This is a genomic window from Endozoicomonas sp. ALC020, assembly GCF_049275935.1.
Classification (GTDB): Bacteria; Pseudomonadota; Gammaproteobacteria; order Pseudomonadales; family Endozoicomonadaceae; genus Endozoicomonas_A.
Genome location: NZ_CP184830.1, coordinates 2,472,050 through 2,492,374, shown reverse-complemented (window position 1 = coordinate 2,492,374; position 20,325 = coordinate 2,472,050). Strand labels below are relative to the sequence as shown.

Genomic DNA, 20,325 nt, shown 5'->3' with positions numbered 1-20,325 from the left:
CAATCTAAGGTTTCATCATGAAAAATGTGTCCGTAGATCGATCCACCCTGACGGATCGTTATCAGACGACTATTCCGGCCTCGGTCAGAAAGGCGTTGGAATTGAACAAGCAGGAAAAGCTTCAGTATGAGATTCGCTCCGATGGCAGCGTCCTACTTTCTAAGTGCCAGAGTGACAAAGAAGACCCTGTAATAGCAGGTTTCTTGGATTTTCTTGAGCGGGACATGAAAAATCATCCCCGAACACTGAAGCCGGTTTCCCCGGAGCTTGCCCAGAAGCTCACTGATCTGGTTGGGGAGATCGATATTGATCTCGATGAGCCTCTTGGTGGGGATTGATCGGCAATGCCTTCCAACCGTAATGATTTTCATGGCTGGACGATTCTGGCCCACCCAATGTTTGTCGCTCAACTCAAGAGCTTGGCTGTTGAAGTCAAAAAACTGAAACAACAACATCCTGATTCTTTTCAAAAGAAAAACGCCACAAAACGACTGGCGGCAATAAACCAGTTGGCGTTTGAACAGGTTCCGAGCAATCCCTCTGATCCAATATACCGTCAAGGTTTGACGCTTGGAAAAGCCAGAAAGCATTGGTTTCGAGCTAAGTTTTTTCAACAGTACCGGCTGTTTTTCCGCTACGACGAGGCAGCCAGAATCATCATATATGCTTGGGTAAATGACGAAAAAACCAAACGTGCCTACGGTAGCAAGACCGATGCATATTCGGTGTTTAGGAAACTGGTGAGTGCGGGAACGCCCCCTGACAGTTGGCAGGATCTAATGAATGAATCTCAAGGCATTGAGGATCTGGATGAATTTTTCAAAAACCTCTAGCAGGCACAATCCCACACAACCACTATGAGCCTGTTGCCCCGTACTGATACTCCCATGGCATTACCGGACAGCACAGTTTTCTCTGCCTGTTGGTAAAGGAAAATTGAGTCTGGTCAGTTTATACCGGGCTTGAACCAGCCGCCCCAGAGGTCTGAGATTGGCTATCTGCACTAGCGGAAACACCTGCACGAGATGCCTCTCTATCTTCCTTTTTGGTCGTCATGCCCTCGCCCCGAGCCATAAAAATCCGTTGCTTGCTGACAAGAGCTTTAATAAGTTCCACCTGTTTTTCTATAAAGTCATGCTGCAATTTACTGAAATTGCTCTCAGCTGCGAGGTATTTTTTTTGAGCTTCAAATGTCATCTGAAGCTTGGAATTCTCAGACAAACTATTTGCTAACTCATCCAACTGCCGGGCATGCCCAGCTAAATCCTGAACTACCGGGTTGGCCTTTGCGCTGTCCAGTAATGCCTGTACGCGTTTGAACGCTTCCTTTTCGGCGTCCAGATCAAGAGCTGTTCGCAGAAATTTCAGCTTAACATCCCTACCTTCGGTCATTTTCTCTTCTAAACTGTAAAGCTTTACTTCAAGAGCCTGAATGTCTGAGGCCTGTTTTTGCAGTACCTTCTCATAAAACTGGATATCCGTCGGCATCGTCAATTCAACACAATCATTCAATGTACGTTCGAAAAAATTACGCACATTTGCATCATTTATAAAAATCTTCAAAGGTGCCAGTCGACGACAATTATTCAACGCATTCAATCGCTCAAGCCGTGCTTCCAGCATTTGCTCCTTTAACTCGGAACACTCCTTCTCGAGGCGTTTTACTGTTTCTGTCAGATTATCTTCAGGTGTCTTCTGGTAGATTTCAGAAGCAGCCTTAAGCCTGCCGTAAAAGCCTCCGGCTGCGCCAATAGCAATATAGAGTGCCAAGGTTTTTTTCAGGCCCAGGTATTTGAAAGAAAGCAAAGGAAGAACAGGAAGACGCCGTGAGGTAAAGGGTATTGGGTTCAAAATCGCCTTACTCAGAGCGGATACACAACCATCCATGCTGCCAACAATGGAGGCCAGAGGGTGATGCATTGCATCTGCGGCGGTTACGCTGTGCTCTTCCAACGCTTTTTTAAACTGACTCAGGTTACCTTCTGTTAAGGGAATCTGCTTGGCAACTTCAGGTGTAGCGAGAGTTGCAATCTGTTTAGACAGATCATCCTGCTTTTGAGCAGGATCATTCGCTGAAGCCTCAATGTTAGCGAAATCAGTGAAACTCGGCGGCGGTGAAGGGATGGGCTTTATATTCATAAGAAACTCCTGTTCATTGATTGACTGACTTCCGTTGTCAGATGGTTGCCTTCTCTTAATTTGGACATTCAACTCAGGAAATGGTTCCCCTGACCCTTTAAAAGGTCAGCACAGAATGAGTAAGAAAATATGATTTTGTACGAACAGGTACTTATACTTTATGCCAATCTTGCTTTCTAACTCCAGTGATGGAGCGTGTCGCAAAACTTCAACAGCTCGTTCTCACGCTCTGAAGTCGTCATTCCCGCGAAGGCGGGAATCCAGCGCCAACGGTGGGTCTCTGCCTTCTCGGGGATGACAAGGCCAGGGGGACACCGGGCAGTATGGTTCTGGTGGAGAGTCAGTGTGGATTCCCGCCTTTGCGGGAATGACGAGAATGAAGTCGGCAATGACGGGAGTCAACGCGTTCCCACGCCGGAGAGAGTTTTGCGACAGCCTCAGAGCGTGGGAACGAGTTGTAAGTTCGATTGGTATTATCTGTTTCCCAATACGGTTATTAGAATGGAAAGAGTGGATCGTCTGCTGGTAGACAACGGCCTTGCTGCCTCCCGCACCCAGGCACAGAAGTTTATTGCTGAAGGAAAGGTGCAAGTGTTGCATTCCTGCAAATGGCAAACCGTAAAAAAGCCCAGCGAGAAACTGACCGGAGAGGCAGAACTGAAAGTCACTCTGGATGAGTCGGATAGATTTGTTTCCCGTGGCGGACTCAAGCTGGCAAGTGCTCTGGAGAAAGCCGGTCTGGATATTACGGGAATGACCGTGATTGATGTAGGTCAGTCAACGGGCGGTTTTACTGACTGTGCCCTGCAGTCAGGCGCGACGAAAGTGGTCGGTATTGAAGTAGGGCATGAGCAACTGGTAGAGAAACTGCGGCAAGATCAGCGGGTAGTTTGTCTGGAAGGCATTAATGCCCGTGAGCTTGGCCCGGAGCTGTTAGAGCATACTGAAAACGAAGCCGGGTTTGATCTGGCGGTAATGGATGTTTCTTTTATTTCCCAGACCAAAATTATACCTTCGCTGGCACCGCTGATTAAAAAGGGAGGTTTTCTGGTCAGCCTGGTCAAACCGCAATTTGAAGTGGGAAAAGCAGGTCTGGGCAAAGGAGGTATTGTTCGGGATGAGGGTCTCTATCCTGAAGTAGAATCATCCATTCGAAGCTGTCTCGAAGAGCAGGGTCTGAAAACCACCGATTATTTTGACAGTCCGATCAAAGGGGGTGATGGAAACCGGGAGTTTCTTGTTATTGCCAGAAAATATCAGGCGACAGACTCTAAGGAACTGTCTTGACATAACTTCCACACTTACGATGATGTTATCCAGTAAAAAAAACCCTTGCCACGGAGAAAAGAAAAATCTTTTCCTCTTGACCTGACAGGGACCTGCCAAGGTTAGTATTCCTGACCGAAACGCCAGCGTTTCTGCCTGTCATGTTTACAAAAAATACCCTACGATGTTTCATACTCAGACTTTATAGGATACCAACACTGAGTCAGCTTCCAGCAAAGTAAAAGGCAGGTATCGGCGAAAAAGCAAACTTCTGAGGGATTACCCGGTGATCTCTTGTGAGTAAGGCAACCATCTCATGTTTCGTCATCGGGGATGGTTGAAATTACCAGTTTATACGCTTTTTGCTGAACTATTTTGCTTTGGACACTCCAGAATCGTTGAATGATGTTTGGTTAGTCCTGTAATTGAATAATTAATAGATCAAAGGAGTGATAATGATGTTGTCTAATAATATTTCTTCCCGCCCAACGATGCAGGGTTTTTCAGATGCCGCCTCGGCATATTCTGTTGAAACGCAGGCCAAAGGCATAAAATTTGGCGATACATTCAGAAGAGTCTCCTCGGTGTTTTCTGAAAGTGTTTTAAAAGAGGCCAATCGGGTAATAGATGACGACAAAAGTTATTTCAATTCGGCTTTTGTCAAACATCTGCTGAATGAAAGAAGGGTAGGAAAAGTTATAGAATCAAGCACAATATTTGACGATCTGAAATTTGGGTTAAATCATGAAAATCCCGTTTTCTCGGCCGAATTATGCTACGAAGAGCGAATTCAGTTTGATAAAAATGGTCATTTGATTGAAGAGTCTTTCCGAAAGGACTGCTTTGCTACTTCATCGGATGAAATCCGGGCTCTATGCTCAGAGGCATTGGAAAAAATGGCCGATGAATTTCAATGGCGGGATCGTTCGGTAGAAGTTTCTAATCTTGTCCTGATTCGTTACCCATTAATTCCCTCAAGGGGAATTAAAGATTTGCCCTGGCATAAGGATCCCGGCAAAAAAAGCATGGTCGTCCAATTGAATGACAATACCAACGCAACTGGAACGGGTGTAAAGTATTCAGGAGGCGGGCTTGATATTGGCAAAAATTCATCGCGTATTAATTCAGCAGAAATATTCCTTGATAAAGGCACTGAGGAGTCATTTTCATATGATGGCCGAAATAACGGGCTTATATTTTCCAATGAACATTCCCTGATTCATCGGGCTGGGAATATCGTATACCTCAGCGAAAATGATGATGATCTGGAAGAAAAACGCATCATAGTGGTAGTAGTTGATGATTAATACCCATCGTGTTTTCTAACTCCCGTGATGAACATACAGAATGGAAAAAGCGGATCGTCTGCTGGTAGACAACGGCCTTGCTGCCTCCCGCACCCAGGCACAGAAGTTTATTGCTGAAGGAAAGGTGCAAGTGTTACATGCCCGCAACTGGCAGACTGTCTATCCTGTAGTAGAATCATCCATTCGAAGCTGTCTCGAAGAGCAGGGTCTGAAAACCACCGATTATTTTGACAGTCCGATCAAAGGGGGTGATGGAAACCGGGAGTTTCTCATTATTGCCAGAAAGGCGTCATCACCCTGAACGGCTAGCGCTTGCGAGCGATCATCAATCCGTCGCTTACCGGCATTAATACCATATCAACCCTGTCATCCTGTTGAATAAAGCGGTTGCATTCGTCAATGGCTCTGGTTTCTGCATCCTGAGGATTCACCACCGAGCCACCCCAGAGACTGTTGTCCACTAACACCAGTCCGCCAGACTTCAGTAGCTCAACACCGCGCCGGTAGTAATCCAGATAATTTTCTTTATCGGCATCGATAAACACCCAGTCGAACAAACCCTCCTGACCTTGCATTTGAGCCAGGCTGTCCAGAGCAGGCTGAATTTTCAGGGTTATTTTCTCCGACACCCCCGCTTTCTGCCAGTACTCTCTGGCAATGTTCGTCCATTCCTCAGAAACATCCAGGCAAGTCAGGTGTCCATCTTCTGGCATGGCCAATACGGTTGCCAAAGCACTGTAGCCAGTGAATGTGCCGATTTCTATTCCCTTTCTTGCACCACTCATCTTCACCAGCATTTGCATGAAAGCCCCCTGCTCCGGCGAGACCTGCATGTACCCTTCGGAAAAGTCTGCCATCCGCGCTCGCAGCTCACTCAGTACAGGATGATCGCGCATGCCTGCATAGGTGAGATAAGTGGCGATTGCAGGTGTTATGGTCAGAGTTGTTCTGGACATGACATTGCTCCTCAATTCAATCAGTTAGCAGGTATGGAAAGGGGTCGCATGTAATCATGGATGAAGAATAGAAAAATTTAAATGATAGAAATGAATTTTACCCACTATGAATGATCAGAAATCAACCAAAAAGTAGCACCCACAAATGCGTGGGCTGAATTTTAATCAAAAAATTTTGACTGTTGCCTGCTGAACCGGATTATTTATGGGTTTTCGGGCAGGCTCTATTTACCATACGGCTACTGTAAAGTTTTTATATTTGCAATCGCTAAACTCAAAGGAGTTTCATAATACTCCTGGTAATGACTTAATATATCTTCAACAGTATGAAAATAAATACCACTACCTCCCATTTTACCTACACAAACATTATCTCCAATATGAATGAATGTATGAACAAGTTTGTTATTGTTTAAAATTGCAAGAGCAATGAAATGATCCTCTATGTCTGAGTTTTCTAAAGCTGTAAGTTGAAGGTAAAGTTCGTCATGGTATGATTGTGAATTAACCTCCATTAAGTTAACAAACTGAAAGCAGGTTGTTGGCGTTTTTTCACCTTTATAAAAATCGCTAAAAGTTTTATTTCCTGGTAAACGATTTCCAAACTCTGGGGGGAAATCATCAAAAATATTTTGTAAGCCTTGACTTATACATTTTATGAATCGTTCCTGCCATGAATTTGAAGGCTTGTAGTTGCGATTGCCATCATCTGTTTTAATGTTAAAAGATATAACCTTTCCCAGCGTATTGTCACCAATTTTCTGTGCTAAATCATTATCCCTTTCATTCCCGTTGATGCAGTTAAAAAGGTCATATTCTATTTCAAATGGAAGGTACTTTAATACTGTTCTCTTCTCCAAACCGTCTTGAAGCAAACCAGTAAAAGTCTTGTCTCTTTTTTTAGATCTATCAATTTTTATACATACTAACGCCTCTTCAGTTTCGACGAACATCTGATGACACCTTGCCTCAGTTTTTTGTAAAGCTGAAGCGTTTTGTTCAAGACAGCCATCGGGTTGAGCAAAAATTTTAGAGGTAACCGCCAGAAGTAATAGAGCTGCAAGTTTAGTAATCATTTCAATATTCAGTTTTAAATGCTATGTGCTGGATCGATAGTATAGGCATGACGAATGCCTTCTGTTCGCTCCATAGCTTCGGCCCCATCCGGAGTGTTCTCGACGCAGTGTTGAAGCAGGTGTTGAGCCTGTAGAAAAAACTCAACGCACTGACAGAGCAGATAATTGACATCCTCCCCGCCCTAAAGAGGGTGTCGCAAAAGCCCAACAACTCGTTCCCACGCTGTGAGGGTGTCGCAAAACTTCAACAGCTCGTTCTCACGCTCTGAAGTCGTCATTCCCGCGAAGGCGGGAATCCAGCGCCAACGGTGGACCTCTGCCTTCTCGGGGATGACAAGGCCAGGGGGACACCGGGCAGTATGGTTCTGGTGGAGAGTCAGTGTGGATTCCCGCCTTCGCGGGAATGACGAGAATGAAGCTGGCAATGACGGGAGTCAACTCGTTCCCACGCTGGAGAGAGTTTTGCAACACGCTCTTAATGGCCTGGAAGAGGCAATGGGCCATCTTGCAGGATAACGAAGCACCTTACGAAATGAAAAGACATTGGCCCTCACAGCAGGAGGGTAATCTTTTTAGGTGATTATCTCCAAACAGTAACGCCTCACTGAATGTTTATTTATCGTAGAGCCTGTTTAATTCTTTCATGAGTTCGTCAGAACTTTGCTGCTTATCAGAGTGAACCATTCTCGCCATATTTCTATAGTCTTTAGCCCGATCTGTTGTCAGCTTGTAACCAATTTTTTCAGCAAAACTTTCAATTGTGTGCATTCCGTATTCTTTTTCAAAAACAAATGCACCATAAAGTGCTTTTATCTTTTGTGCCTGTTCAGTCTCTTCCCTGAGTATACATATTCTCAGTGCTGTGTTGACCAGGGCCGAGTTGATAATTTCATGGCGGAAAACAATATGTGTAAAGGCCATGATATCGCGGTATACGGGATCGGACATATTCTCAAACTCAGTCAGCGCGTTTTGCAGCAGCCCCGTCAGCATATCAAGGACAAAATTTTGAGCAGCTTCGTCAGGCATTACCAGACTCAATAGGATATCGATCCGGTTAGTCTCCCATTTCAAATCCATCTGCTGCAGAACTTTCTGGAAAGTAGTAACCCCTAGTTGTGCCCTGTGCTCAGTTTTGAATTTTAGTGCAGACTCAAGTTCACCTCTGAGAACACAGATCTCCAGGGCCATATTCGCCAGCTCAATATTACCCAAGTGATGACCAAGAATAAGATCGGTAAATTCCTTGATTCCGCTGTACTTGGTCCTGCTCATATTAACGGCCTGCGGCAGCGCGTTTTGCAGAAAATGCGTCAGGATATCCTGGGCAATGGTTTGAGTGGCTGCATCAGGCGTTACCAGATCCAATAGAATATCGGTTTTTCCTTTTTGTAGACAAATCCCCTCTTCCAATTCTTGGACTATTTGCCTCAGAACTGTCTGGAAATGGCTAGCCTCAAGTTGTGCCCGGTATTTTGCTTTGAATTCTTGTGCTGACACAAGATCATCTCTGAGAACACAGATATACAGGGCAATATTCGCCAGCTCATTGTTAACGATGTCATGGTTGAAAAAAAGCCGGGTAAATTCCACGGTATTGCGGTGCATGTAAAGACTTGTAGTAGCCTTGGCACTTGCTAGAGCTTTTTGCAGTACACCATCCAATACCGTTCGGGCAACCGCCTGAGTGGCCGGTTCGGACGATGAAAGTTCAAATAAGCTCCTGGCCTGTTGGACATTGAGGGTTTTTGCGGCACTTTCCAGGCCCACTTTCAGAATATCTGCGGTCAGAATAGCGCCATGGTCATTGACCAGACGTTGTGCAAGAGAGAAGTTCCCGTCGCGAATTGCTGCCTCCAGTTTCGCTTGGGTGGCAGAGGTAATTTTCCGAACTCCAATGCACTTATCACATTGACGCTGATCAGAATGAAATGCATGCCCGTAGCTATCTACAACGATTTTCTTATCGAATTCCACCTGACAGATGACGCATACGCTTTTATCGTCATTGCTTATGTCGGCCGTGTCAGACGATAAAGTCGTAGCCTTCCATGATGTACCGCTGATAGCCTGCATAATAATTCTCCTTAAATATTTACACTTTCCAGATCAGACAACAATGGGAGCGAAAAGTTTCAGAAACTGCCTGTTAAAGTGTCGTTACAGACTTTTTTGACGTGAAAGCGGTGTTGAGCCTGTAGAAAAAACTCAAAGCAATGACAGAGCAGATAAATAATATTCACTCCCTTGAATGGCGAAAGTGAGATTTTATACCAGACTGTTCGGTTTGCCTCTGAACAAATACTTTCAGGTTGTCAATTGATAATGTGCTGGATCCATAGTACTGGCATGACATCCTCCCCACCCTAAAGAGGGTGTCGCAAAACTCCATCGCAAAACTCCAACAGCTCATTCCCATGCTCTGAGGTCGTCATTCCCGCGAAGGAGGCTGTCGCAAAACTCTAACAACTCGTTCCCACGCTCTGAGGTTGTCGCGAAAGCCCAACAACTCGCTCCCATGCTCTGAGAGTGTCGCAAGACTCCAACAGCTCGTTCCCATGCTCTGAGGTCGTCATTCCCGCGAAGGCGGGAATCCAGCGCCAACGGTGGATCTCTGCCTTCTCGGGGATAACAAGGCCAGGGGGTCACCGGGCAGTACGGTTCTGGAGGTGAGTCAGTGTGGATTCCCGCCTTCGCGGGAATGACGAGAATGAAGTCGGGGATGACAAGGCCAGGGGGTCACCGGGCAGTATGGTTCTGGAGGTGAGTCAGTGTGGATTCCCGCCTTCGCGGGAATGACGAGAATGAAGTCGGGAATGACGAGAATGAAGTCGGGAATGACGAGAATGAAGTCGGGAATGACGAGAATGAAGCCGGGAATGACGAGAATGAAGCCGGGAATGACGAGAATGAAGTCGGGAATGACGAGAATGAAGTCGGGAATGACGGGAGTCAACTCGTTCTCACGCTGGAATCCAAAGAGCCTAAAAGCATGGGAACCAGAGTTTTGCGACACACTCGAATGGCGAACTGAGATTTTATACCAGACTGTTCGGCTTGCCTTTGAATAAAAACTTTCAGGTTGTCAATTGACAACCTGAATAGTCATCACTAAGTTTTTGAATTTTACCCATTATGAAATCCTATGAATTTACCCTTCGTTTCAGCATCAAAGAGTGCGCTCAGGACGTTGATGATATTATCGAAGCGCTGGGCGAGGCGGGTTGCAATGACATGTTGATTGGTATTGGTCAGGCAGGGCGAATGGCCATGATGTTCGACCGGGATGGCACCAGTGCTGCTGATGCCGTTGGCAGCGCAATACGGGACGTGAAAGCAGTGATTCCTGATATCAGGCTTCTTGAAGCTTCACCGGACCTCGTTGGGCTGACGGACACAGCGGAGCTACTGGGTTTCTCAAGACAGAATATGCGAAAACTGATGACCAGTAATCCAGAGAGTTTTCCCGCCCCGGTTCACGAGGGCAAACAGGCACTCTGGCCTCTTGAAACCTTGCTGACCTGGCCGAGATTGATGATTCGTTGCTGGAGTTGGCAAAGGCCAATCGGCATCTTAACCTGGCCTCAGCCACCAGAAGTTCAGACCCTGATCAGCTGAAAGCTTTTGGCCGCTGCTGGCAGGTGATTGACGAACTTCCCAAACGAGGGGCGCCGCCATAGATAGTTTAATGAATCTACGATTTCCCCAATGGCCACCATCTGCGCTGACCATTAATAGGGTTCAAACGGGCTCAGCGATATTAATCTATTGAGCACCGGTCTCGTTGCAGGGATGATGCTCATGCCAGTGGCGGGCAATCTGCTCACGGGTGCATAGCCATACTTTTTCCTTCGACTGCACATAATCCAGAAAACGCATCAGCGCAGCGGCACGGCCCGGCCTGCCTACCAGACGACAATGCAACCCTACTGACATCATCTTTGGATGATCGGCTCCCTCATCATAGAGCACATCAAACGCATCTTTCAGATAACTGAAAAACTGATCGCCAGAATTAAAACCCTGAGCGGTTGCAAAACGCATATCATTGCAGTCCAGTGTATAAGGCACGACTAACTGCGGCTGATCAAATCGGGTATCCCAATAAGGCAGATCGTCTGCATAACTGTCTGCGTGGTAGAGGAAGCTTCCCTCTTCTGCCACCAGCTGCTCTGTTTGGGGACTACAGCGACCTGTATACCAACCCGAAGGTTTCTGGCCGGTCATTTCTGTGTGAATTTGAATGGCCTTTTGCATATGCTCACGCTCTTCATCAGGATCATGAAACTGGTAATCAATCCAGCGATAGCCGTGGCTGGCTATCTCCCAGTCAGCCTTCAGCATGGCCTCAACCGCCTGAGGGTTCCGCTGCATGGCCATGGCTACGGCATACACCGTCACAGGAATGTTTCTCTGGGTGAAGATACGGTGCAGCCGCCAGAAACCAGCCCTGGCCCCATAATCGTAGATAGATTCCATACTGATATGGCGCATCCCCTCATACGACTGGGCACCAATAATTTCGGAAAGGAAAGCTTCTGAACCCCTGTCACCATGAAGTACAGAGTTTTCACCACCTTCCTCGTAATTTATGACAAACTGAACGGCAATCCGCGACTGCCCCGGCCATTGCGGATGAGGTGGGGTATTTCCATACCCTGTTAAGTCTCTGGGGTAGTGGTTATCACTGAGATTCATGGCAAACTCCGACTTATTTTTTTTGTTTAAATCAATATATTGATTGACCTGTAGTATCTATGGCATAAACTCCCAAAGTCTGACCATTTGGTCAACATTTTGCTTATAATTTACAACATCCATTTTGCCAGAACACAGAAAAATATGCCCTTTTAGCTGGGGACAATAATACTCCAATAAAAAACCAACAAAAATCAGGATATGCGATGAATACAATGACTGATGGCTCAACAACCACTGACGGCTCTGACGAAGCCCTGCTATGGCGACAGACAAAAGTCGATCTGGCCGCCCGTGCCCTGGGTGGAGACGTACTGTCTGCAAGCGATGACTTCTTTGCTGAAAAAGACAACCTTTTGCTGGACTCCGAGCCGGTTTTTCTTCCGGAAAAGTACACGGCTTACGGCAAATGGATGGACGGCTGGGAGTCCCGCCGACGCCGCAGCGGCGATCATGACTGGGTCATCGTCAGACTTGCGACCCCGGGAATGGTGGAAGGGGTAGAAGTCGATACCCGCCACTTCAAAGGTAATGCACCGGGCGCCGTTCAGCTGGAATACATCGCCAGCGAATCTGACCCCAGTGAACAAAGTCAATGGCAGCCTATGACTGCAAGAATGGCGGTTGATGCCGACCACCGAAATCTGATCTGTCTGGACCAACCTGTCGAAGCCACTCATATTCGTCTGACCATTTTCCCCGATGGCGGTGTTGCCCGCCTGAGAGTTTATGGAAAAATCCTCTTTAACACTCAACACCTTCTTCCCAACGAACCCGTTGATCTATCGGCTCTGATGAATGGAGCCCGCCCTGTCAGCTGTTCAGACGCTTTCTTCAGTCCGATGCAAAACCTGCTTCGTCCGGGTCGCGGTGCCGATATGCATGATGGCTGGGAAACCCGCAGAAGACGCAATGGCGGTCACGACTGGATGATCATCAGACTGGCAACACCCGGTAAGATTGGCCGGGTTGAGATTGATACTCTGCACTTCAAAGGAAACTATCCCGACAGAGGAAGCCTGGAAGGCTGTTATTTTGAGGGAGAAGTGCCTGATGACAAGGCACAATGGCGCCCGCTCCTGAGCGAACAGAAACTTCATGCTCACCGTAATCACTCTTTTGTAGAGATTCTGGAAAATACTCAGGAAATATACACCCATGTTCGCCTGAATATTTTCCCCGATGGTGGCGTATCAAGATTGAGAGTTGTCGGTCAGCCGGAGCCCACAAAATGACATTGAACGAACTGAATACCCTGAGCGAAGAGCAGGCATCAGAAACTTTTCGTCAGTGTTGTGCCAGCGGTCAGTGGGTTGAGTCCATGGTAGCAGCAAGACCCTTTGCTAATATTGAAAGCCTGCTGATTGCTGCTAATGCCGTTTGGTCTCACTGCCAGAAGCCCGACTACCTGGAAGCGTTTGATGCCCACCCGAAAATCGGTGACATCAACAGCCTGAAAGAAAAATACAGGAATACTCAAACCATGGCAGGCCATGAGCAGTCCGGCGTCGATGAGGCCAATGAAAAAACCCTCCAGGCACTGGCTGAAGGCAACGAACAGTACGAACGGCAGTTTGGCTATATCTTCATTGTCTGCGCTACCGGCAAAAGTGCCAGCGAGATGCTGACGCTGCTGGAGGAACGTTTGAGTAACGAGCCAGAGGAAGAACTCTCCATTGCAGCGGCTGAACAGCATAAAATAACCAGTATTCGCCTGTGCAAAATGCTCAAAAACACCTCTTTGGCCAAAGAAGGAGTAATTTAATGACCGGGATCAGTACTCATATCCTCGACACAGCTCGTGGCCATCCTGCCGACCAGGTTCCTGTCACTCTATACAAACAGGCTGAAGACAGCTGGGTAGAGGTTGGACGGGGCATAACGAACGCCGACGGAAGAGTAAACAGTCTGACTACGGACGAAGTAAACCTTCCGGAAGGCATTTATAAGCTGGACTTTGCGATTCAGGATTACTTTAACCGGCTGGAACAAAAATGCTTTTATCCGGAAGTCCCGGTCATTTTTGAAGTCAGCGACGATCGCCACCACCATGTGCCATTGCTGATATCTCCCTTTGGGTATTCGACTTACAGAGGTAGCTGATTTCCATTGTTCATAAGGTCTGTAAGTCAAACATGAACAGCGTTGCAAAGCGCTTAGCGAAAAGCCCTTAGCCCCAAAAAGCCCTGAGCTAACAGAAAATAAATATAAAGAGGCATTCCATGCCAACCACGTTAACCACCCGGGCTCTCCCTGTAGAGCCCTTGTCTGCCGAAGCTTTCAAACCCTTCGGCGATGTGATCGAAGCCTGTGGTGACGCCATGATCATCAATCAGGGCCGCTGTCGTAAGTTTAACGATCTCACCCGAATTCAAACCGATGCCGTGGGGGAAGTGGCTATTCATATTTACCACACGCAAGCCATCAAACAGCCCTACCAACTGGATTTGCTGGAACGCCACCCTCTGGGCAGCCAGACCTTTATGCCCCTGGAGCAGCAGCCGTTTTTGATTGTTGTTGCTCCTGATAACCACTCGGAGCCGGACTTTAATCATATTCGCTGTTTCATCACTGATGGTTCCCAGGGCATTAATTACCATCCGGGCACCTGGCATCATCCGCTACTCTCTGCCGGTGACGGAATCTCCTATCTGGTGATTGACCGGGCCGGGCCAGGACACAACTGTGACGAAGTTTTAATCCCTGCCCACCTTTCCCTGACCGTGGGAGCACCCTTATGACGAGCACTGCAACTACCCCTGTTTTCTGGCGTGCTTCTGTACTCCACTTTCTGGACGATCCCGATAAGGGAGAACAAAGCTGGGAATACTTTGACGACGGTGGACTATTGGTTGAGTCGGGTTGTATCAAAGCCTGCGGCCCTGCCAAGAACTTATTGCAAGAACTGCCGGAAGGCTGTGAAATCAGAGACCTTTCAGGCAGGCTGATCATACCGGGATTTATCGATACTCATGTGCACTATCCCCAGCTGGAAGTCATGGCAGGTTGCGGAGTGCAACTGCTGGACTGGCTGGAACAGTATACTTTTCCTGCTGAAGCCCGCTTTTCAGATCCTGAATATGCCCGGGACATTGCAGAGTTGTTTCTGGATCAGTGCCTGAACAGTGGAACGACTACCGCACTGGTTTTTGGCACAGTCTCTCCCCAATCAGTTGATGCTTTCTTTGAAGCTGCGCAAAAGCGCAAGATGCGTATGATTGCCGGCAAGGTCATGATGGATCGCAATGCGCCAGACTACCTGCTCGACACCCCGGAAAGCAGCTATGAAGAGTCAAAGCAACTGATTGATCGCTGGCACAACAAGGGTCGATTGTCTTATGCCGTCACTCCCCGCTTTGCTCCAACCTCTTCTTCCGAGCAGCTCACCCTGGCTGGAAGACTGCTCAGAGAACATAACGGTCTCTACCTGCATACCCACCTGTCTGAAAACCCCAAAGAAATAGAGTGGGTTCAGGAACTGTTTCCTGACAGTAAAAATTATCTGGATGTTTATGACCAGCATGGTCTGCTGGGTCCCCGCTCGATCTTTGCCCACTCCATCCATCTGTGCGACGAGAGTTGGGAGCGAATGGCTGAAAGTGATTCATCCATTGCCTGCTGTCCGGGTTCCAACCTGTTCCTGGGCAGCGGTTTATTCCGTTTTTCTAATGCTAAAAACAAAAATATTCGTGTCGGGCTGGGCACAGACGTGGGTGGTGGCACCAGTCTTTGTCTGTTGAACACGATGAAAGACGCTTATCAGGTATCTCAGTTGGGTGAGAATACGATATCTCCTCTTCAAGCTTTCTACCTGGCCACTCTGGGTGGGGCCAGAGCCCTGCATCTCGATGACCGCATTGGCAGTTTCCGGGTCGGCAACGAGGCAGACTTTCTGGTGCTTAATCCCGAAGCCACACCTTTGTTGAAATTCAGAACAGAGAAAACACAAACACTTGAAGAGTTGCTGGGTGTACTGATGGTAATGGGTGACGACCGGGTCATTGAAAAAGCCATTATCATGGGCCAGGAAACTCGAGGAAGAAGCTGAGTATGGAATCCTATATACAAGACTGGTTGAACCTGATTTTTCGATGGTTGCACGTCACAGCAGGTATTGCCTGGATTGGTGCCTCCTTTTACTTCAACTGGCTGGAAGGCCGGTTGGAAAAAGCGCCTCAGGCAAAACAGAAAAAAGGTATTAAAGGGGAATTATGGGCTGTGCACGGTGGTGGCTTCTATGAAGTAAACAAATACCATCTGGCACCGGAGAAAATGCCGGAAACCCTGCACTGGTTCAAATGGGAAGCTTATGTTACCTGGCTCAGTGGCTTTGGCCTGCTGGCCATCATCTACTACTGGGGAGCAGAAAGTTATCTGCTGTCGTCAGACTCTTCACTGTCCCCGGCCTCAGCTATTGCGGTCAGCCTATTCAGCCTGTTCGTGAGCTGGCTGGCTTATGACTTTCTTTGCCGAACGCCATTGTTTAAAAATGAAAGACTGTTCAGCGCGGTACTCTTTGGGCTGATTGTTTTTGCCGCCTGGGGATATGCGCAACTGTTCAGCGACAGAGCAGCTTATATCCACGTTGGTGCCCTGATCGGAACCCTGATGGTGGGTAATGTCTTCCGGATTATCATCCCGTCCCAGAGGAAGCTGGTTGACGCAGCACAAAGAGGTGATAACAGCTTTGATCCGGCCATTGCCCAACATGCACTGCTTCGCTCCAGGCACAACAACTACTTCACCCTGCCGCTGTTGTTTATCATGATCAGCGGCCATTACCCAATGACTTATGGTCATGACTGGAACTGGGCGATTCTTGCTGCCCTGTCGCTGGCTGCGATTCTGATCCGACACTTCTTTAACCGTCGTAACCAGGGTGCTGTATTAACCTGGCTCTGGCCTGCCGCTGCCGTTGTCATGTTGAGTCTGGCGTTTGTTATACGACCACAAATGGCTCCAATATCCGAGGTTGCAAAAGCACCCGCTTTTGACAAACAGGAAATTGTCGAGATTGTCACCAGCCGCTGTTCTACCTGTCATGGGGCCAAGCCAACTGACCCTCTCTTCCAGACAGCGCCAGGTGGCCTGATCTTTGACGATTATGAATCCATCGCCAGCAAAGCGGACAAAATCTACAGTCAGTCCGTTCAGACACAGATCATGCCACTGGCAAACCGTACAGAGATGACGGAAGAAGAACGCCAGCTTCTGGGGCAGTGGTATCAGCAGCTGAAATCTGAATAGGAGAACAAGGTCACAGTTTTCATCACCCCGGGCTCTGTCAAAAACAGAGCCCGGGGTGTTATTGTTATTCCAATGCTTTTTCCTTGCCCTTTTTTTCACCCCCGAGCAGCTTTCATTGTATAAGATTGAGACAGTCGTCACTGACTTTTAAATGGCCATTAATGGAGACAGACATGAAGAAATGGCAGTGTGTTGTTTGCGGTTTTATCTATGACGAAGAACAGGGCTGGCCTGATGAGGGGGTTGAGCCGGGTACTCGCTGGGAGGATGTTCCTGAAGACTGGCACTGTCCTGACTGTGGTGTCGGCAAAGAAGACTTTGAAATGGTCAAAATTGGCTAATTTGGTCGAAATAATCCGATTCCCGTGTTTTTCACGAGAAAGCCTATTGCTCTAACCTTTACAGTGTTTTAGTCTGTTCATGACTGCTTATCCATCGGAAGAAAGAAAAACAAGAAGGAGTGCATGACACCATGCGTAAACCAGAACTCGTTAACGCTATTGCCGATCAGGCAGATCTGACAAAAGAACAAGCCAATCAGGCACTCAACGCCATGATTGAAGTCATAACCTCCGCTCTGAAACAAGAAGACACTGTCAGCCTTGTAGGCTTTGGTACATTCCTGCAGCGCAGCAGAGCCGCACGCACAGGTAAAAACCCGCAAACAGGAGAGCCGATTCAGATTGCTGCCAGCAATACGGTCGCCTTCAAACCAGGTAAATCATTGAAAGACGCAGTTAACGGCTGATACCGGCTGAGCCCAATAATACCCGAGGTTGCTCTGCTTACAGAACAACCTCATTTATTGAAACCTTTCTTTTTCCAGACAGCCAGAGCCTCTCTGAGTATCTTCCCAGCAGCCAGAAACTGAGCGCCAGCAATGCAAAAAACAGTGCTGTATTTATCTCTTCCCAAGCGTACTCAAAGAACCGGGTATACAGATTCAGCAACAAAAAGGAGATTCCGCTGATTCTCAGAATAGAGTCATCTCTGCAAAAACCGATAAACATCGCCAAACCTGACGCTGCCGCCATGGCCAGTCGCCATAACCAAAGCTGCATTTCTGATGCCTCAAGGGCTTTAAGCCCGTAGTTGTAATTACTCGTCATGGATAAAATCCACAAGCACACGAAAAGCATCATTAAGGAAATAAACTGAGTCACATCAAAAAAGGCTCTGGTTCGTTTAAAAAAGGGCAGGCCATAGCCCAACAGAAGAACCACCAAACTGAAGAAAAGAAATCGCAAGGGATAGCTCATCCCGAAAAACGGCTGATAGTAACCACCAGCCCAGTAAGTCGTTTCAGCAAAAAACCAGAAAGCCAATGCTCCTAGACACAAAACCCAGAGCAACAGCGATTCCAGCAGTAACGCCAGCACCAGATAGATCACGGCACCAAGAAGTAATAGCAGCGAATAGTGGCCACTTCCTGTATAAACGGCCCGACCCAGGTAGTAAATGGAAGCCGCTGTGGATGCAGCGCCCAGAAAAAAAACAAGCTCCTGACTAAAGACACGGCCTGTCTGACGGGACTTGAACCAACCGCCAAACAGATAAAAACCAACTGACAACGCAGCAAAAAACAAACTTCGGGTGCCGTCCTGAAGAGTCAATAAACGCTCCAGCCATGCCATCAGAGCCTCATCCATAACCACCGCTAACAGGGATAGCACCATGGAAGACAATGCAGCCCAAAAAGCGTATTGAGCCAACATACGCCACTGAAAGGAGTGCACGTCCAGAGAGTCCAGCAGGGCTTCCTTTTTAACTTCATCCAGAAGACCATCCCGGTACCAGTTCTCCAGTGTTGCTTGCAGAAATCGGTGCTGTTTTTCATTCACTTTCATGATGTCCTCCTAAGATGTCTTCAGGAACCAGAGCCTGTCTTTTCACAAATCATAGTGAGTAGCCTCTATCAGTCCGGGTTTACATCAAAAGCCCGCCAGACCTTCATCGTCGTTCAAATGCTTATAGCGTACATTCCGAACCCCTATTTTTCGACCGGGGTGTTGACACTTTCGCTTTAAATCCCTAACATTCGCCGCACTTGTTGACCAGCCTACTGCTGATCACAGGGCCCAGGTGGCGGAATTGGTAGACGCGCTAGCTTCAGGTGCTAGTGTCCGAAAGGGCGTGGAAGTTCGAGTCTTCTCCTGGGCACCAATCATTAACAATGATTGGGCAGGACGCAAAGTCCGTACAATTTAAGTGACAGGCCCAGGTGGCGGAATTGGTAGACGCGCTAGCTTCAGGTGCTAGTGTCCGAAAGGGCGTGGAAGTTCGAGTCTTCTCCTGGGCACCAATCCTCAAGATCTTGTCGTGTGATTCATGGCAAGAAAACCGGTAAAATTCCCGGCTCTCTCATCTCTTTTCCTTTTTATTCTCTCGCATCACTTACTTGCTGGTTTTTCCGGATATGAGCCTTCTTCACTTCCAGTATTTTGTGGCCGGATACTAATCCTTCATGGTCAGGCAAGCATTTGGCTTTCAGATCGTGGAAGTACCATCTTTCTGTAAACAGTTCTGATGTATACCCGCACTACGCCAGTAAATCAGCGGCTGTCGTAGACAAGCCGCTGGATTTTGGTATTAGATGACGTGGTTATTTTTTGAGATGATTCACGATGATGGCGAGTGTTTCTTCAATCTTGTCAAAGCGCTTATCGTGCTCGTCGAAGCGTCCATCAATCCTGTCAAAGCGCTTATCGTGTTCGTCGAGTCGTTTATCAATCCTGTCAAAGCGCTTATCGTGTTCGTCAAAGCGCCTATCGTGTTCGTCGAGTCGTTTATCAATCTTGTCAAAACGCCTATCGTGTTCTTCAAAACGTTCATCGACTCTCTTGAAACCTGCAAGTGTCGCTTGTGTCAATGCCGAAAGATCAGATTTAACCCTGATAACCTCAGATTTGACCCCTGCAATATCCAACTTTAAGTCTGCAATGTCATGCTGGTTAGTCATTGTAATGCTCTGTGTGTCTGCGCAAACCTTCACCAGACTGTGCATGTTAGCGTCCATCTGTCTATGTTGCTCCTCAAGTCTTTCAACTCTTGCCTCAAGGCTCATACATTTACCTTTACAGTTTATTGTGTGAGCGATGAGCTTAGTAGACAATCGAGAATGTCACAAAGGCAGTTGGTAAAATTATTGACCGCCTGTTCACAGGCATCGGTTGATGTCCAGAGTAGGATGGCATTTATTGCTGTTAAAAAATTTTTGACCCGCCCAATGTGACTTGCATTACCATAAGCACCAATTCTTTCATGATTACTCAGAGAGACACAGGCCCGTCAGGATAAGCAGTTTAAACCAGCGACAAAGTATTTTTTTCAAAATAGTCAGTCTTATAGCTTAAAATATAAACTTCTTTGACATTCCTATCGGACAGCATAATACGACTTGAAATGGGTAACCACCTCTTGGTAATGCTTTGATCGCTATCAATACTTATAATCACCTGACCATTGCCCTATTTTTCAGCCCTTCCTGAGCCATCAACTGCTGTTCGCGACCAGACCTCATCGTTGCGGTCATCCAGAAGTTTGAGCACTTTCTCAGTCTCGGGAGCAAACAATATAGACCCTGTTGTCGTATAGCAGGTACAATCACTGATATTAAAAAATTTCTCTTTGAGTCAA

General features: G+C 47.3%; 25 protein-coding genes and 2 tRNA genes. 16 read left to right on the top strand and 11 right to left on the bottom strand.

Going from position 1 to position 20,325, the window contains the following annotated elements; translation table 11 throughout:
* Positions 1-17: 17 nt before the first annotated feature.
* Together ACOJUO_RS08845 and ACOJUO_RS08840 are read left to right on the top strand one after the other, a co-directional pair.
* Positions 18-338 (top strand): type II toxin-antitoxin system PrlF family antitoxin, encoded by a 321-nt coding sequence (locus ACOJUO_RS08845; protein ID WP_422136368.1) that lies wholly within the window; start codon positions 18-20, stop codon positions 336-338.
* A gap of 6 nt (positions 339-344) precedes the next feature.
* Positions 345-833 carry a type II toxin-antitoxin system YhaV family toxin gene (locus ACOJUO_RS08840; RefSeq protein ID WP_422136367.1) on the top strand — a complete coding sequence of 163 codons (489 nt, stop codon included), beginning with the start codon at positions 345-347 and terminating at the stop codon, positions 831-833.
* Positions 834-951: 118 nt separating this feature from the next.
* On the opposite strand, the gene ACOJUO_RS08835 is transcribed toward ACOJUO_RS08840, so the two are convergent.
* Together ACOJUO_RS08835 and ACOJUO_RS08830 are read right to left on the bottom strand one after the other, a co-directional pair.
* Positions 952-2,139 carry a hypothetical protein gene (locus ACOJUO_RS08835; protein WP_422136366.1) on the bottom strand — a complete coding sequence of 396 codons (1,188 nt, stop codon included), beginning with the start codon at positions 2,137-2,139 and terminating at the stop codon, positions 952-954.
* A 222-nt stretch (positions 2,140-2,361) separates the two neighbouring features.
* Positions 2,362-2,541 carry a hypothetical protein gene (locus ACOJUO_RS08830; RefSeq protein WP_422139561.1) on the bottom strand — a complete coding sequence of 60 codons (180 nt, stop codon included), beginning with the start codon at positions 2,539-2,541 and terminating at the stop codon, positions 2,362-2,364.
* A 99-nt stretch (positions 2,542-2,640) separates the two neighbouring features.
* Between ACOJUO_RS08830 and ACOJUO_RS08825 the strand changes: the two genes are divergently transcribed.
* From ACOJUO_RS08825 to ACOJUO_RS08815, 3 genes are all read left to right on the top strand, one after another.
* Positions 2,641-3,426, top strand: a complete 786-nt coding sequence (locus ACOJUO_RS08825) for a TlyA family RNA methyltransferase (protein ID WP_422139560.1) — start codon at positions 2,641-2,643, stop codon at positions 3,424-3,426.
* A gap of 434 nt (positions 3,427-3,860) precedes the next feature.
* Positions 3,861-4,712, top strand: coding sequence for a hypothetical protein (locus ACOJUO_RS08820; protein WP_422139559.1), 852 nt, complete (start codon positions 3,861-3,863; stop codon positions 4,710-4,712).
* Positions 4,713-4,752: 40 nt separating this feature from the next.
* Complete coding sequence (locus ACOJUO_RS08815) at positions 4,753-5,013, top strand: hypothetical protein (RefSeq protein WP_422139558.1); 261 nt, start codon at positions 4,753-4,755, stop codon at positions 5,011-5,013.
* Between the two features lie 4 nt (positions 5,014-5,017).
* Here ACOJUO_RS08815 and ACOJUO_RS08810 read toward each other — a convergent pair whose 3' ends face one another.
* From ACOJUO_RS08810 to ACOJUO_RS08785, 6 genes are all read right to left on the bottom strand, one after another.
* Positions 5,018-5,668, bottom strand: coding sequence for an O-methyltransferase (locus tag ACOJUO_RS08810; protein ID WP_422139557.1), 651 nt, complete (start codon positions 5,666-5,668; stop codon positions 5,018-5,020).
* 239 nt (positions 5,669-5,907) lie between these two features.
* Positions 5,908-6,744 carry a hypothetical protein gene (locus tag ACOJUO_RS08805; protein WP_422136360.1) on the bottom strand — a complete coding sequence of 279 codons (837 nt, stop codon included), beginning with the start codon at positions 6,742-6,744 and terminating at the stop codon, positions 5,908-5,910.
* A 258-nt stretch (positions 6,745-7,002) separates the two neighbouring features.
* A complete protein-coding gene (locus ACOJUO_RS08800; RefSeq protein ID WP_422139556.1) occupies positions 7,003-7,182 on the bottom strand; it encodes a hypothetical protein in 180 nt (59 codons plus the stop codon).
* A gap of 174 nt (positions 7,183-7,356) precedes the next feature.
* On the bottom strand, positions 7,357-8,820 hold the full coding sequence (locus tag ACOJUO_RS08795; RefSeq protein ID WP_422139555.1) for a hypothetical protein: 1,464 nt from the start codon (positions 8,818-8,820) through the stop codon (positions 7,357-7,359).
* A gap of 333 nt (positions 8,821-9,153) precedes the next feature.
* Complete coding sequence (locus ACOJUO_RS08790) at positions 9,154-9,393, bottom strand: hypothetical protein (RefSeq protein ID WP_422136357.1); 240 nt, start codon at positions 9,391-9,393, stop codon at positions 9,154-9,156.
* A gap of 25 nt (positions 9,394-9,418) precedes the next feature.
* The gene (locus tag ACOJUO_RS08785; RefSeq protein ID WP_422136356.1) at positions 9,419-9,700 is read right to left on the bottom strand and encodes a hypothetical protein; all 282 of its coding nucleotides are present in this window, start codon (positions 9,698-9,700) and stop codon (positions 9,419-9,421) included.
* 179 nt (positions 9,701-9,879) lie between these two features.
* On the opposite strand from ACOJUO_RS08785, the gene ACOJUO_RS08780 reads away from it, so the two are divergent.
* Positions 9,880-10,362 (top strand): helix-turn-helix transcriptional regulator, encoded by a 483-nt coding sequence (locus ACOJUO_RS08780; RefSeq protein WP_422139554.1) that lies wholly within the window; start codon positions 9,880-9,882, stop codon positions 10,360-10,362.
* A gap of 147 nt (positions 10,363-10,509) precedes the next feature.
* Here ACOJUO_RS08780 and puuE read toward each other — a convergent pair whose 3' ends face one another.
* The gene (gene puuE / locus ACOJUO_RS08775) at positions 10,510-11,442 is read right to left on the bottom strand and encodes an allantoinase PuuE (protein ID WP_422139553.1); all 933 of its coding nucleotides are present in this window, start codon (positions 11,440-11,442) and stop codon (positions 10,510-10,512) included.
* 206 nt (positions 11,443-11,648) lie between these two features.
* Between puuE and alc the strand changes: the two genes are divergently transcribed.
* The 8 genes from alc to ACOJUO_RS08735 all read left to right on the top strand — a co-directional run bounded on the left by alc (position 11,649) and on the right by ACOJUO_RS08735 (position 17,437).
* Positions 11,649-12,677 carry an allantoicase gene (gene alc, locus ACOJUO_RS08770; RefSeq protein WP_422139552.1) on the top strand — a complete coding sequence of 343 codons (1,029 nt, stop codon included), beginning with the start codon at positions 11,649-11,651 and terminating at the stop codon, positions 12,675-12,677.
* Complete coding sequence (uraD, locus tag ACOJUO_RS08765) at positions 12,674-13,207, top strand: 2-oxo-4-hydroxy-4-carboxy-5-ureidoimidazoline decarboxylase (protein WP_422136352.1); 534 nt, start codon at positions 12,674-12,676, stop codon at positions 13,205-13,207. Before alc ends, uraD begins: the two co-directional genes overlap by 4 nt.
* A complete protein-coding gene (uraH, locus tag ACOJUO_RS08760; RefSeq protein ID WP_422139551.1) occupies positions 13,207-13,545 on the top strand; it encodes a hydroxyisourate hydrolase in 339 nt (112 codons plus the stop codon). The genes uraD and uraH overlap by 1 nt, the downstream gene beginning before the upstream one ends.
* A 119-nt stretch (positions 13,546-13,664) precedes the next feature.
* Positions 13,665-14,183: an ureidoglycolate lyase gene (locus tag ACOJUO_RS08755; RefSeq protein WP_422136350.1), complete on the top strand. Its 519-nt coding sequence runs from the start codon at positions 13,665-13,667 to the stop codon at positions 14,181-14,183.
* Positions 14,180-15,490 carry a guanine deaminase gene (gene guaD / locus ACOJUO_RS08750; RefSeq protein ID WP_422139550.1) on the top strand — a complete coding sequence of 437 codons (1,311 nt, stop codon included), beginning with the start codon at positions 14,180-14,182 and terminating at the stop codon, positions 15,488-15,490. The genes ACOJUO_RS08755 and guaD overlap by 4 nt, the downstream gene beginning before the upstream one ends.
* A gap of 2 nt (positions 15,491-15,492) precedes the next feature.
* A complete protein-coding gene (locus ACOJUO_RS08745) occupies positions 15,493-16,689 on the top strand; it encodes a urate hydroxylase PuuD (protein WP_422136348.1) in 1,197 nt (398 codons plus the stop codon).
* Positions 16,690-16,862: 173 nt separating this feature from the next.
* Entirely contained in the window at positions 16,863-17,030 is a 168-nt protein-coding gene (locus ACOJUO_RS08740) for a rubredoxin (protein ID WP_422136347.1), read from the top strand.
* Positions 17,031-17,161: 131 nt separating this feature from the next.
* Positions 17,162-17,437: an HU family DNA-binding protein gene (locus ACOJUO_RS08735; protein ID WP_422136346.1), complete on the top strand. Its 276-nt coding sequence runs from the start codon at positions 17,162-17,164 to the stop codon at positions 17,435-17,437.
* Between the two features lie 37 nt (positions 17,438-17,474).
* On the opposite strand, the gene ACOJUO_RS08730 is transcribed toward ACOJUO_RS08735, so the two are convergent.
* A complete protein-coding gene (locus ACOJUO_RS08730) occupies positions 17,475-18,536 on the bottom strand; it encodes a hypothetical protein (protein WP_422136345.1) in 1,062 nt (353 codons plus the stop codon).
* A gap of 229 nt (positions 18,537-18,765) precedes the next feature.
* Here ACOJUO_RS08730 and ACOJUO_RS08725 point away from each other — a divergent pair.
* Both ACOJUO_RS08725 and ACOJUO_RS08720 read left to right on the top strand, forming a co-directional pair.
* Positions 18,766-18,852: transfer RNA gene (locus tag ACOJUO_RS08725), tRNA-Leu, on the top strand.
* Between the two features lie 52 nt (positions 18,853-18,904).
* Positions 18,905-18,991 (top strand) — tRNA-Leu (locus tag ACOJUO_RS08720).
* A 300-nt stretch (positions 18,992-19,291) separates the two neighbouring features.
* Here ACOJUO_RS08720 and ACOJUO_RS08715 read toward each other — a convergent pair.
* Positions 19,292-19,753 carry a hypothetical protein gene (locus ACOJUO_RS08715; protein ID WP_422139549.1) on the bottom strand — a complete coding sequence of 154 codons (462 nt, stop codon included), beginning with the start codon at positions 19,751-19,753 and terminating at the stop codon, positions 19,292-19,294.
* Positions 19,754-20,325: the final 572 nt, after the last annotated feature.

What these genes read in the sequence shown, in the direction of transcription:
- uraD (WP_422136352.1), top strand. Translation starts at nt 12,674, where the DNA reads ATGACATTGAACGAACTGAATACCCTGAGCGAAGAGCAGGCATCAGAA.
- alc (WP_422139552.1), top strand. Translation starts at nt 11,649, where the DNA reads ATGAATACAATGACTGATGGCTCAACAACCACTGACGGCTCTGACGAA.
- ACOJUO_RS08835 (WP_422136366.1), bottom strand. Translation starts at nt 2,139, where the DNA reads ATGAATATAAAGCCCATCCCTTCACCGCCGCCGAGTTTCACTGATTTC.
- ACOJUO_RS08810 (WP_422139557.1), bottom strand. Translation starts at nt 5,668, where the DNA reads ATGTCCAGAACAACTCTGACCATAACACCTGCAATCGCCACTTATCTC.
- ACOJUO_RS08840 (WP_422136367.1), top strand. Translation starts at nt 345, where the DNA reads ATGCCTTCCAACCGTAATGATTTTCATGGCTGGACGATTCTGGCCCAC.
- ACOJUO_RS08820 (WP_422139559.1), top strand. Translation starts at nt 3,861, where the DNA reads ATGATGTTGTCTAATAATATTTCTTCCCGCCCAACGATGCAGGGTTTT.
- ACOJUO_RS08735 (WP_422136346.1), top strand. Translation starts at nt 17,162, where the DNA reads ATGCGTAAACCAGAACTCGTTAACGCTATTGCCGATCAGGCAGATCTG.
- ACOJUO_RS08825 (WP_422139560.1), top strand. Translation starts at nt 2,641, where the DNA reads ATGGAAAGAGTGGATCGTCTGCTGGTAGACAACGGCCTTGCTGCCTCC.
- guaD (WP_422139550.1), top strand. Translation starts at nt 14,180, where the DNA reads ATGACGAGCACTGCAACTACCCCTGTTTTCTGGCGTGCTTCTGTACTC.
- ACOJUO_RS08805 (WP_422136360.1), bottom strand. Translation starts at nt 6,744, where the DNA reads ATGATTACTAAACTTGCAGCTCTATTACTTCTGGCGGTTACCTCTAAA.
- ACOJUO_RS08740 (WP_422136347.1), top strand. Translation starts at nt 16,863, where the DNA reads ATGAAGAAATGGCAGTGTGTTGTTTGCGGTTTTATCTATGACGAAGAA.
- ACOJUO_RS08845 (WP_422136368.1), top strand. Translation starts at nt 18, where the DNA reads ATGAAAAATGTGTCCGTAGATCGATCCACCCTGACGGATCGTTATCAG.
- ACOJUO_RS08755 (WP_422136350.1), top strand. Translation starts at nt 13,665, where the DNA reads ATGCCAACCACGTTAACCACCCGGGCTCTCCCTGTAGAGCCCTTGTCT.
- ACOJUO_RS08780 (WP_422139554.1), top strand. Translation starts at nt 9,880, where the DNA reads ATGAAATCCTATGAATTTACCCTTCGTTTCAGCATCAAAGAGTGCGCT.
- ACOJUO_RS08715 (WP_422139549.1), bottom strand. Translation starts at nt 19,753, where the DNA reads ATGAGCCTTGAGGCAAGAGTTGAAAGACTTGAGGAGCAACATAGACAG.
- uraH (WP_422139551.1), top strand. Translation starts at nt 13,207, where the DNA reads ATGACCGGGATCAGTACTCATATCCTCGACACAGCTCGTGGCCATCCT.
- puuE (WP_422139553.1), bottom strand. Translation starts at nt 11,442, where the DNA reads ATGAATCTCAGTGATAACCACTACCCCAGAGACTTAACAGGGTATGGA.
- ACOJUO_RS08815 (WP_422139558.1), top strand. Translation starts at nt 4,753, where the DNA reads ATGGAAAAAGCGGATCGTCTGCTGGTAGACAACGGCCTTGCTGCCTCC.
- ACOJUO_RS08795 (WP_422139555.1), bottom strand. Translation starts at nt 8,820, where the DNA reads ATGCAGGCTATCAGCGGTACATCATGGAAGGCTACGACTTTATCGTCT.
- ACOJUO_RS08730 (WP_422136345.1), bottom strand. Translation starts at nt 18,536, where the DNA reads ATGAAAGTGAATGAAAAACAGCACCGATTTCTGCAAGCAACACTGGAG.
- ACOJUO_RS08745 (WP_422136348.1), top strand. Translation starts at nt 15,493, where the DNA reads ATGGAATCCTATATACAAGACTGGTTGAACCTGATTTTTCGATGGTTG.